This is a genomic window from Commensalibacter sp. A3DC (assembly GCF_047307945.1).
GTDB classification, from domain to species: Bacteria; Pseudomonadota; Alphaproteobacteria; order Acetobacterales; family Acetobacteraceae; genus Commensalibacter; species Commensalibacter melissae.
Map to the genome: position 1 here is coordinate 1 of NZ_JAXOQA010000056.1, position 11,620 is coordinate 11,620.

The following is an 11,620-nucleotide window of genomic DNA, read 5'->3' on the forward strand; positions in this document are numbered from 1 at the left end:
AGCGGAACCGGCAATTCCTAAAAGAACGGTGATAATAAATCCGCCTGGCTGTTTTCCAGGCATAAGTAATTTTGCAATACCACCAATAATAAACCCAACAATAATAGCGCCAATTAAAGAAAACATAAGTTACTCCCTTGAACAAAACTATCTTGTTGTATAGTGTAAACGATTTTTTACTAAAACAATAGATTTATTATTATCTTTTATTTATCCGAATGCATGTAATCGATGAATGAGAGCGATTGAAATTTCCCTGACCAAATCGAAATTATATTGCATGGGTTTAAATATTTGACGGTCATCCATTGCATATGCACCTTCATTTCTTGGACCTTTTGGTTCATAAAAATATAGATCGGATACATGTTCAGATGCTTGTGGAAAGATATGATTGACGAGCATATGCAAAACCGAGGGTATTTCCAAACACAAGATTTTAATATCCAAATGTTCTCTGTTATAACCGTTAAATGGAGAGAAATATGGAATCTTGGTTGATAACATCCAGATTTTTTCAATTAATGCCAATCGGATAGCATGTAACAGGATTTCCTTATCATCCATGATTGGCGTATTTTTCCAAATTGACAGAAGAATAATATGATCTTTCTGTATGCGATGAAAAGTTGCCTGGGTACTCGACCAGCAATCTAGTCGTTGCAATCCGTTTGCCAGCGCCATATAGGATTCCTGTATCACAGGATTTTTTTCAGTTGCAGCCCGATCTAGCCAGATGCCGGGATCAAGCATATAGATTCCGGCTCTCAAGACAGATGCATCGGAGTGCTTAAGGGCATGAAAGGCAAAATCGAGGGATTGCCTGAACCGTTTGCTGTTTGTCAACATTTCTTCAAATGTATCGGGGTTGGCCGACATTGCGGTCCCCAAACCTTGAAGTACATTAGCACACCAACCCAATTGTTGTAGAATTGCATTGTTAGGAATAGCACGCAATTCCCTAGGATGTTTTATGTAACTTCTTCCCGCTGCTGTATCATTTTGGCGAATTGCCGGTCTTGACCCCGTTTGATCAATGAGGGAGGGACCAAATGTGCTTAACAAGGTTCCATATCCCTTGTCATTAATCAATTCATTCATGGATGCGTTGATTGTTGAAAAAAAATCTGCATTAAAATCTTTTTCATCATAGATGGGATCATGGTCAACCTTATCAAAATCGTAGATATGCTCTGCTATGATACTGATTGTGGCATTGGCCAGCAATTGTGTGCCAAAAAGTAAATATCCGTCTCCACCTTGAAAAGCCGTTTCTTGTCTGCTTCGTATACCAAGTTTATGAAAATATTGCTCAGTAATTTTTGGGGATAGATATTCCAGACGATCTTGCATGCTGAATGGATGACCACCACGACCGATACTTTCGCCATGTGTATCGAATAGAATAAGTTGAATATTTGATAATTGATATTTAGCCAAAAGTTTTGCAATTTTTTTTCGTAATTTTTCAATCTGATATGTGGCTGCAATTTGACCAATAAATCTGCCGGAATCAGAATACCCAAATTGCAGGCATAACTTGCCCGTTTTTTTCAAGTAATTACGCCAATGCGGTGATCGCAGGGCTTGTTCAATAATCTTGTCGCCATGATTGAGGGCATAATCTGTTTCAAATAATGGCGAAATCTCGATATTTTTCTCAATCCCAAATAATCTTGCAAGCCAAAGGGCCATAAGTAATGTAAAACCGCTTTCTGTTTCGGCAATTAAAAAGCGAATAGGGGTTTTGCTATCAATATGTTTGAATATCTGGGTTAACAGCATCATTAATATGCTTGCCGAGGCTTTTTCTGTTAGCAAAGCACCGAAATCCACAGGAACAGGGTCAATTTTATCCAAGGCTGTATTTATCGTATTAAAAAGCGTTCTTGTATGAGAAGGATTTTCAGGATTACTGGTTATTCCCAATCGTTGACGGGCCATATTGTGAATTTGGGTGGAATTAAGTCTAACATGGGAATGTGAAAGACTTAAACCATGAGTGACAAAACCCGCCTTCGCGATCAATAAATCAATAATGAAATTATCATCAACATCGTTTATGGCTTGATCAAAAAGAGGAAGAAGCTGATCGTGTGAAAGAATTGATTCATGACGGTTTTCAATCAATAATCGGGAAAAATTTGAAAACTGATCAGGGTCAGGCTTTAAAGGACAGTTATGAATTTGATCCTTGACATGGTTTAGGGCAATTGCAACAGTATTTTTTAATTGGTCGACACCATTTGGGATGTTGTCTAATTGCTGATATAGACGTTCCAATTGTAGTTTTTTCATCTGTAGGCGTATGAGTAAACTATCCCACCAGCCTATGTCGCTTCGGCCATCCGTATCATATCCTACCCAACTGCTCAGTAAAATTGGACTGGGATTCAGATTGGTCCAATGGTCAGGCCAATATTCCTTCGCTGTCTCAAAAAGTGTATAATTGAACAGATCTAAAGCGTTTCGTCCCCTAATAATAGCATTATTTGCAAGTTGAAGTTCCTCTTTCAAATCAGGGGGGGCAGATCGTCTGTGAGTCGTAAAAAAGGGAATATCTATGTCATCATCTATAGGATGACTGGCCATATCTGCCAAGGCTGTGTAAACTGGATTTGCAAGGGAAAAGGTTGGATGTGCCGTAAAAATTGCGGCGAATTTGGTAGTTTCAACTAATTTCTTGAAATTTTCAAAACTTGTTTCCTTATTTTTTTCGTTTGCGTAATCGGATTGCTGGATCAATTTTTTTATGACGGTTTCGATACGTTGCCGAATATTATCTTTAGTGGGATTGTAAAGGTATTTTTGCAGATGTTTGGCATGTGACAAAAAAGCGGAATCTCTTAATTTCTGGATTATTTCTTTGAGATTTTCTGTAGTGAGATCATTTGACTCTAATTTTTGGTTAATTTTCTGTGCTAAGGTCAGGACAGGATTTTCTGTTGGTTGGTGATCTTTTTTTGATCTCAATTGATTGGTTAACTGCAGCAGCTCATCAAGTATCTGGGAAGAGGAGTTCGTTGATTCCGTCATGATCCAAAATTATCCATTACTAGTTTCATATAATTAAATCTGTTTTAATATGATTAATTATTATAAAGAGAAATAAAAGGTATAAATTCACGATAACAATAATTACACGAAAAAATGTTGAAGGCGATGAATAAAGTTTCAAGTTCGGATGACCACGTAAAAATAATTTTCCTACGCTATCATCGATTGGCAACTTTTTTGCTGTTAATCATGGGATGTATAACTTTATTAGGCTATTATCTGACGACTTATACAGAAATCAAACATAATTTCTGGGTTGAATTGATTTTGGCTGGTAGCCAGGCTGGATTTATTGGTGGATGTGCTGATTGGTTTGCGGTGACAGCATTATTTCGACATCCCATGGGTTTGCCCATTCCTCATACCGCAATTCTACCAAAACAAAAAAAACGTCTAGGATACGGGTTGGGATGGTTTATAGCTCAGTATATTTTTACTGAAAAAGACATCACACTTATTTTGAAAAAAATGGATCTTCCAAGTTTTTTGGGAAAATATTTGGACAAAACAGAGAATATTGAATATCTGAGCAGTATTTTGTTGAAATCTCTTCCTGATTTTCTTGATCGGATTGAAGATGGTCGGATCAGCAACTTAATAACAAAAATTATAAATCGTCTTTTGAGTGGAGAATCAATCTCACCTTTTATCGGTAGAATCATAAGAACAATGCTTGATATTGATCAGCATCAAGACATAATTTCATTCATTTTGGAAATTCTTAAAAAAACGCTTAAAGAAAAGGAATCAAGTCTCAGGGAAATGATTCATAGTCGAGTGGAAGAACAGGGTGGTCGTTTTCTGGGATGGATGATCGGTGATTCAATTGCGACAAAAGTTTTGGTCGCTGTAAATAAGGAAATGGATCGGATAGATCCACATAATGATGCTGTAAGAGAAAAAATCGGCCAGTGGATAAAGGATGAAATTGATAAAATTGAGAATGACCCTGAACGTATCAAAAATATATCTGAAGCTTTTAGACAAATTGTAAATCATGAAAGTATACAGGAATGGCGTGAAAATCTTTGGAAAAAAATTAGAAAATTTATTCACGATGATGCCAGGAATGAAGATGGATGGTTTAGGAACGTGATTATTGATTCAATTCATTATTTTTCTGAACTGCTACAAAAAGATCCCAAAATCAGAAAAAAAATAAACAAGGCGATATTGAAACTTATTTCAAGATCATTACCAAATTTTAAGGAAGGGTTGATCCGTTTTACTGAAACTGCTGTTTCACAATGGGACAGTCAAGCGTTGGTTGATCGACTTGAATGTCGAATAGGCAAGGATTTGCAATATATACGGATAAATGGTTCTATTGTAGGTTTTTCAATCGGAATAATCTTTTTTTTATTTGTTAAACTGTTTTTTAATCCTTAAACTGTTGTATTATAAAAAATAAAAAAAACTTTTAAATCGATAAAAATGGACTTATATAGTCCTATATAATATGTTTTATTTGATCGAATTGATAAATTATGTTGAAACTATCCAAACTTATTGATTATGCAACGATTATTATCATAAGCCTTGATCAATATAAAACTGTTGTCTCTTCATCCACACTTGCTGCGAGAACACATATTCCTGAACCTACTGTGGCCAAGATACTGAAAATGCTGACCAGGGCTTCCTTGACAAAATCTTCGCGAGGACCGGGAAGTGGATATTATCTATTGAATGAGCTTAGTGAAATTTCTCTTGCTACGGTTGTTAGAATTATTGAGGGACCCATTAAGTTGGTTGATTGTAAAAAGGATGATTGTCGTATTGAGAATGAAGAGTGTATTTTATATGGAAAATGGGAAATATTGAATTATCAAATAAAAAATGTTTTTGAAACTTTAACTTTGGCAGATTTAAAAAAGAGTTCTGCCAGATTTGACTTAAATAAGAATTAACAAATTCAAGAAACGAACATTTAGAAACAGAGCATATTATGAATAAACATGTCCAAGATGAGGCCTTGTTGAAGCAGCTTAAGACAGATACCTACAAGTGGGGGTTCGAAACGGATATTGAAATGGATATCCTACCCAAGGGACTTGATGAAAATGTTATCCGTTCAATTTCTGCTCGCAAGAATGAGCCTGATTGGATGCTGGAATGGCGTTTGAAAGCCTATCGGATGTGGATGACCATGGAGGCTCCAACATGGGGTAAGTTCAAACATCCTGAAATTGATTTCCAGGACTTGCATTATTATGCAGCCCCAAAAAAGAAAAAAGGACCAAAGTCTCTGGACGAGGTTGATCCCGAATTGTTAAAAACATATGCAAAATTGGGTATACCCTTAAGAGAACAGGAAATTTTGGCGGGGGTTGAAAAACCGGAAAATGGAGAGACTGTACCTGTTGCCATTGATGCAGTTTTTGATAGTGTCTCTGTTGCCACGACGTTTAAAGAAACTCTTGCGAAAGCGGGAGTGATTTTTTGTCCAATTTCAGAAGCTATACAATCTTATCCAGATTTGGTTAAAAAATACCTTGGTAGTGTGGTGCCACAGGGAGATAATTTTTATTCAGCCTTGAATTCCGCTGTTTTTACGGATGGTTCATTTGTATATGTTCCGAAAGGTGTGAAATGCCCTATGGAACTTTCAACCTATTTTCGTATAAATGCAAAAAATACCGGACAATTTGAACGTACGCTCATTATTGCTGATGATGCTTCTACCGTATCATATTTGGAGGGATGCACAGCTCCTCAACGGGATGAAAATCAATTGCATGCTGCTGTTGTAGAACTTGTGGCCATGAGTGAGGCTTTTATAAAATATTCCACAGTACAAAACTGGTATCCGGGTGATAAAAATGGTAAGGGGGGAATTTACAATTTTGTTACCAAGCGTGGTGCTTGCCGTGGTGTACGATCACGTATCTCATGGACACAGGTTGAAACCGGATCGGCAATTACCTGGAAATATCCTTCCTGCATTTTACAAGGGGAAGGATCAATCGGGGAATTTTATTCTGTAGCGGTAACAAATGGATATCAGCAGGCTGATACCGGTACAAAAATGATTCATATAGGAGCCAATTCACGTTCCATCATTTTGGCAAAAACCATTAGTGCAGGAAAATCTGACAGTACATATCGTGGATTGGTTAGAATGATGCCAAAAGCCCGAAACAGTCGCAATTTCACTGAATGTGACAGTTTACTGATCGGAAATAATTGCGGTGCACATACAGTTCCCTATATTGAAAGTAAAAATAGTTCCGCCAAAATTGAACATGAAGCGACAACTTCGAAGATTTCCGAAGAACAGTTATTTTACTGTCAACAGCGTGGATTAACCAAGGAAGCGGCAATCGGATTGATTGTGAACGGGTTTTGTAAAGATGTTTTAAAAGAGCTTCCAATGGAATTCGCTGTAGAAGCGCAACAGCTTTTACAGATAAGTCTTGAAGGAAGTGTGGGTTAGTTTAAACTATGAATATGTTATTAGAAATAAAAAATTTACATGCATCCGTTATTGATGACACTGTTGAAAATGGATCAAAGCAAATTTTAAAAGGTGTCAATTTATCAATTCCCGCTGGTGAAACTCATGTTATTATGGGACCTAACGGTTCTGGTAAGTCAACGCTTTCCTATGTCTTGTCTGGTCATCCCAGTTATAAAGTGACATCTGGTCAGGTATGGTTTAAAGGGGAGAATCTTCTGGAAATGTCTCCTGATGATAGAGCCGTGGCGGGATTGTTTCTTGCCTTTCAGTCTCCCGTGGAGCTGCCTGGGGTCAATAATGCCAATTTTTTACGTACAGCAACCAATTCCGTTCGTAAGGCGCGAGGACAGGAAGAACTTGACGCGGTGTCATTTCTTAAACTGGCCCGTCAGTTGGCAAAAAAGCTTTCATTTCCAACAGACATGCTTAAACGCAATGTAAATGTCGGTTTTTCTGGAGGTGAGAAAAAACGAAATGAGGTTCTGCAAATGTCCTTACTGCAACCATCTTTTGCAATATTGGATGAAACTGACAGTGGGTTAGATATTGACGCGCTGCGTATTGTCGCAGAAGGAGTTAATACTCTTCAATCTCCAGAATTTTCCTCTTTAATTATCACTCATCATCAGCGTTTATTGGATTATATCAAGCCTGATTATATCCATATTTTAGCAAGGGGTCGCATTATCCATACTGGAGGAGCTGATTTATCACTTCAGCTTGAAAAAGAAGGTTACGGACGGTTTTTGGATGAAATTGATGAATAATGTCACCGCGATGAACAAGCGTGAAAATTGGTTGGAAATATTAAATAGGTTGTCTTTATCTGAATATTTACAAGACAAGAGAAATATTGTTGATAAATTGCTGACTCTTCAATTCCCGACACGTAAAACTGAAGCTTGGAAATACAGCGATTTGAAATGGTTGCAAAAAACAGATTTTTCGCGTGATTTTGTCATTGATGAAGCGTTTGTTCATAGGGCCTTAGAAGAAATATTAACCGTAGATTTGCTAAATTTACCTAGAATAATCACCTATAATGGTCAATATCTAGAGACTTTTTCAACAATTAGTCTTCATTCAAACGAATTTTCTTTAAATAAGAATTTCAAAAGTGGTTGGTCAATTCCGAACGATGATTTTTTGACGGCATTGAACAAAGTTGTTGAAAATCCCGTTTTGCAATTTAATTGTAATAAAAATTTCAATGATCAGACAATTTTATGTATTAATCTAGGGAAAGCTGAAACAACTGAAAAACTGTTTTTTTCACCAAAGTATTCATTTTATATTGAGAAAGAAAATAAATGTTCTGTAATTGAAATAAATTATGGAAAAGGTGTTTATTTTGCAAATTCCGTTCATGAAATAGAACTGGGAAGAAAGTCTAAACTAAACTATACCATTATCAACCATACATTATCAGAAAGCTATAATTGTTCTAGTAATTATGTTAAATTGTCTGATCATGCATGTTATCAGCAATTTTTGTTAAATAAAGGTTCCAGATTTTCACGTTATGAACTGAATATTGATTTGGCCGGAGAATGGAGTAAGGCAGATTTTGATGCTGTCCAGATTTTGTCAGGTCAACAGCATGCCGATATTGCATCAAAAGTGGTTCATAGTGTTCCACATTGTCAATCCAATCAGAATGTTAAAAATATCCTATCTGATAACAGTCATGGGGTTTATCAGGGCAAGGTGCTAGTCAATCGTTTAGCCCAGAAAACGGATGCACAGCAGCAAAACCAAGCCCTATTATTGTCAGATAAAGCGGAAATAGATACTAAACCTGAGCTTGAAATCTATGCAGATGATGTTAAATGTTCCCATGGTGCAGCAATAGGGGCATTGGACCAAGAACAATTGTTTTTTTTAATGTCTCGTGGAATTTCTTATGAATTGGCCAGAGAAATGTTGATTAATGCATTTGTTAACGAGTCTATTGAAAAGATCGAAGATACCCTATTGCAGAATTTATTATATTATTACGTAACCGCCTCAACTTGAAAAGTGATTGCGATGTCTAACCCTGTCTATTCTTTTAATATTGAGCAAATTAGAAATGATTTTCCAATTTTAAAACAAAAAATTCACGGTAAAGATTTTGTATTTTTGGATAGTGGCGCATCAGCCCAAAAACCAATACAGGTTATTGAAGCGATGCAAAACGCCGCATATACGCAATATGCAAATGTGCATCGAGGCATTTATGCCATGAGTGAGGCTGTTACAGATCAATATGAATCAGTCCGAAAAAAAATTGCCGGTTTTTTAAATGCATTTACGTCCGATGAAGTGATTTTTACTAAAAATAGTACTGAAGCGATCAATCTTGTAGCTTTTTCCTATGGAGGTCTGATAAAAAAGGGGCAGGGTGTTTTAATAACTGAAATGGAGCATCATGCCAATCTTGTTCCCTGGCAAATGTTGCGTGACAGATTAGGGATCCATTTATACATTGCACCGATATTGGAAAATGGTGATATCGATATATTGGCATTTGAACAAATTTTAATTGAAAATGATATTGCATTGGTTGCTGTAACCCATATGTCCAATGTGTTGGGAACGATTAATCCAATCAAAATGCTGGCTGAGATGGCACACAAGAATGGTGCCAAAATTCTTGTTGATGGCAGTCAAGGAATTGTTCATCAATCGGTTAATGTTCAGGATCTTGATATAGATTTTTACACTTTTACAGGACACAAACTTTACGGTCCTACGGGTATTGGCATTTTATGGGGAAAAAAAGAATGTCTGGATCAAATGCCTCCCTTTATGGGAGGAGGGGACATGATTGAGAATGTGACTTTTGAACGGTCAACCTGGGCAAAAATTCCTACTAAATTTGAAGCCGGTACACAACCCATACTTGAGGTGATCGGTTTGGGGGCTGCAATAGATTATGTTTTATCTATCGGATATGATATTTTAATGCAGCATGATAAAAATCTGGTTGAATATGCGCTGATTAAAATGAGGAATATTCCTGGTTTATCTATATTGGGATCATCATCTGTAAGGGGAGGGGTAATCTCTTTTTCGATAAAGGATATTCATGCTCATGATATTGCAACCCTGTTGGATCAAAATGGTATCGCCATTCGTGCAGGTCAGCATTGTGCTGAACCGTTAGTGAAAAAATTTGGTTATACAAGTGTATCGCGGGTTAGTTTTGCAGTTTATACAACTTTTGATGAGATCGATAAATTTGTGGATGGATTGAATATGATTATTGATTTTTTTCACAGATCTAATCATTGATAAAGATTTTTTACCCATAATTATATGAATGGCAGAGTTTTTTATGGATAATGTTGATCAAAAAAGGTCAGATAATATTGGAAAAGCAGTATCTACATCTGAATCTGATGTTAATCAAGAAAATATCGAGGCTTGGAAACCTGAGGATAATTCAAACCCACAGATTAACAATCCTAAGGAAGAAATTGATGAAAATGCAATTATTGATGCTGTTTCAACAATTTATGATCCAGAAATTCCAGTTAATGTATATGACTTGGGATTAATTTATGCTATCGATTTACATGATGATGGAAAGGTGCAAGTTGAAATGACTTTAACAGCGCCCAATTGCCCAAGTGCGCAAGAATTACCCGTCATGGTTCAGCAAGCTATTGAAAAAGTTAAAGGAGTGACCGAAGTAAAGGTGGAAATTGTCTGGGACCCTCCCTGGGATCCTTCAAGAATGAGCGATGAAGCTCGACTAACCTTGAATATGTTCTGAAATTCATATCGGTTTAAATTTTAACTGAAGATAAATAATAATGTTATTTATCTTCAGTTTCTTTTTTTAAAGCTTACGAAACGGCGATAGCATAAAGGCAGGTACAAATTGTCCAAATCCAATAACAGGTGTATCGTTATCAATTAATGCATGTGTTAGAGGAATACGTGGAGCAACTTCAATCAAATTCTTATTATCCGCCTTTCTAGATTTGGTTTTTTGTTGACGAGAATTTTTATTTTTAACCAATTTCTTATCTGTTGAATTATCTGTTTCTTTAGAGGTATTCATAAAATCGTTAATATCAAGAACGGGAATGGTTTCATTTATAAGTTTTTCGATATTTACAATTAACTCTTTTTCCTCAAGTGTTGCAAGGCTATAAGCATAACCCGTTTTTTCTGCTCTTCCTGTTCTTCCAATGCGATGTACGTAATCTTCGGGTTGAAGAGGTATATCAAAGTTGAAAACGTGCGTTAGATTTTCAACATCTATTCCTCGTGCGGCAATATCAGAACAAACGAGGAACTGAATTTTTCCATTTTTAAAATCTTCCATCGTTTGGGTTCGATGATGTTGTGCGATATCACCATGAAGAGAGGCACTTTTGAAATCATGTTTCTTCAGGGAACGAGTTAAAATGTCAACATCTTTTTTTCTATTACAGAAAATTATTGCATTTTTTACATTTTTCTGCTGTAAAAGAGTGCGTAAAATTTTTCTTTTTTTGTTATCAGGAACGATGATAACTTTCGATTCAATAGTTGAGGCTACTGATGAAGGTGGTGAAATAGATATTTCAATTGGATCTACAAGAAAAGAATTTGTCAATCTTTTGATTTCTGGGGGCATCGTAGCTGACAAAAGCAGGGTTTGTTTTTGTTGGGGTAAATAGGAAACAATTTTTTCAATGTCTGGGATGAAACCCATATCGAGCATACGATCTGCCTCATCAATGACGAGTATCTGAATCTGATTGAGTAAAATTGCTCCCTGATCAAACAAATCAATCAATCGACCCGGTGTTGCAATAATAATATCGGTTCCACGTCGAAGTTTTTCTTTCTGTTCAGACTGACTTTCGCCACCAACGAGTAAACTATGAGAAAATTTTACATATTTATTATATAATTTAAGATTATCTGCAACCTGAAGTGCCAATTCACGAGTGGGTTCTAGAATTAAAGCGCGTGGCATTCTTGCACGTCCCTTGGACTGGGAAAGCATCTCGAGAATTGGTAATGTGAAAGAGACGGTTTTACCGGTACCGGTTCTGGCTATCCCAACGATATCTTTTTTTTGCAAAGCCATGGGAATGACAGCTGCCTGAATTTCCGTAGGCT

At 36.5% G+C, this 11,620-nt stretch carries 9 protein-coding genes; 7 read left to right on the forward strand and 2 right to left on the reverse strand.

Going from position 1 to position 11,620, the window contains the following annotated elements; all coding sequences use genetic code 11:
* Window positions 1-210 precede the first annotated feature (210 nt).
* Window positions 211-3,036: a phosphoenolpyruvate carboxylase gene (locus tag U0839_RS07025; protein ID WP_413550365.1), complete on the reverse strand. Its 2,826-nt coding sequence runs from the start codon at window positions 3,034-3,036 to the stop codon at window positions 211-213.
* A gap of 126 nt (window positions 3,037-3,162) precedes the next feature.
* On the opposite strand from U0839_RS07025, the gene U0839_RS07030 reads away from it, so the two are divergent.
* The 7 genes from U0839_RS07030 (at window position 3,163) to U0839_RS07060 (ending at window position 10,277) form a co-directional block, all read left to right on the forward strand.
* The gene (locus U0839_RS07030) at window positions 3,163-4,446 is read left to right on the forward strand and encodes a DUF445 domain-containing protein (protein WP_196424846.1); all 1,284 of its coding nucleotides are present in this window, start codon (window positions 3,163-3,165) and stop codon (window positions 4,444-4,446) included.
* A gap of 98 nt (window positions 4,447-4,544) precedes the next feature.
* On the forward strand, window positions 4,545-4,967 hold the full coding sequence (locus U0839_RS07035; protein ID WP_110438929.1) for an RrF2 family transcriptional regulator: 423 nt from the start codon (window positions 4,545-4,547) through the stop codon (window positions 4,965-4,967).
* 38 nt (window positions 4,968-5,005) lie between these two features.
* On the forward strand, window positions 5,006-6,493 hold the full coding sequence (sufB, locus tag U0839_RS07040; protein WP_413550366.1) for a Fe-S cluster assembly protein SufB: 1,488 nt from the start codon (window positions 5,006-5,008) through the stop codon (window positions 6,491-6,493).
* Between the two features lie 8 nt (window positions 6,494-6,501).
* On the forward strand, window positions 6,502-7,284 hold the full coding sequence (sufC, locus tag U0839_RS07045; protein WP_122123487.1) for a Fe-S cluster assembly ATPase SufC: 783 nt from the start codon (window positions 6,502-6,504) through the stop codon (window positions 7,282-7,284).
* On the forward strand, window positions 7,277-8,533 hold the full coding sequence (sufD, locus tag U0839_RS07050; protein ID WP_155565351.1) for a Fe-S cluster assembly protein SufD: 1,257 nt from the start codon (window positions 7,277-7,279) through the stop codon (window positions 8,531-8,533). The genes sufC and sufD overlap by 8 nt, the downstream gene beginning before the upstream one ends.
* Window positions 8,534-8,545: 12 nt before the next feature.
* Window positions 8,546-9,793: an aminotransferase class V-fold PLP-dependent enzyme gene (locus U0839_RS07055; RefSeq protein WP_155565352.1), complete on the forward strand. Its 1,248-nt coding sequence runs from the start codon at window positions 8,546-8,548 to the stop codon at window positions 9,791-9,793.
* A 43-nt stretch (window positions 9,794-9,836) separates the two neighbouring features.
* A complete protein-coding gene (locus U0839_RS07060; RefSeq protein ID WP_155565353.1) occupies window positions 9,837-10,277 on the forward strand; it encodes an SUF system Fe-S cluster assembly protein in 441 nt (146 codons plus the stop codon).
* 66 nt (window positions 10,278-10,343) lie between these two features.
* Here the strand turns inward: U0839_RS07060 and U0839_RS07065 are convergent.
* Window positions 10,344-11,620: DEAD/DEAH box helicase (locus U0839_RS07065; RefSeq protein WP_413550367.1), on the reverse strand; the 1,277-nt coding region annotated here is incomplete at its 5' end.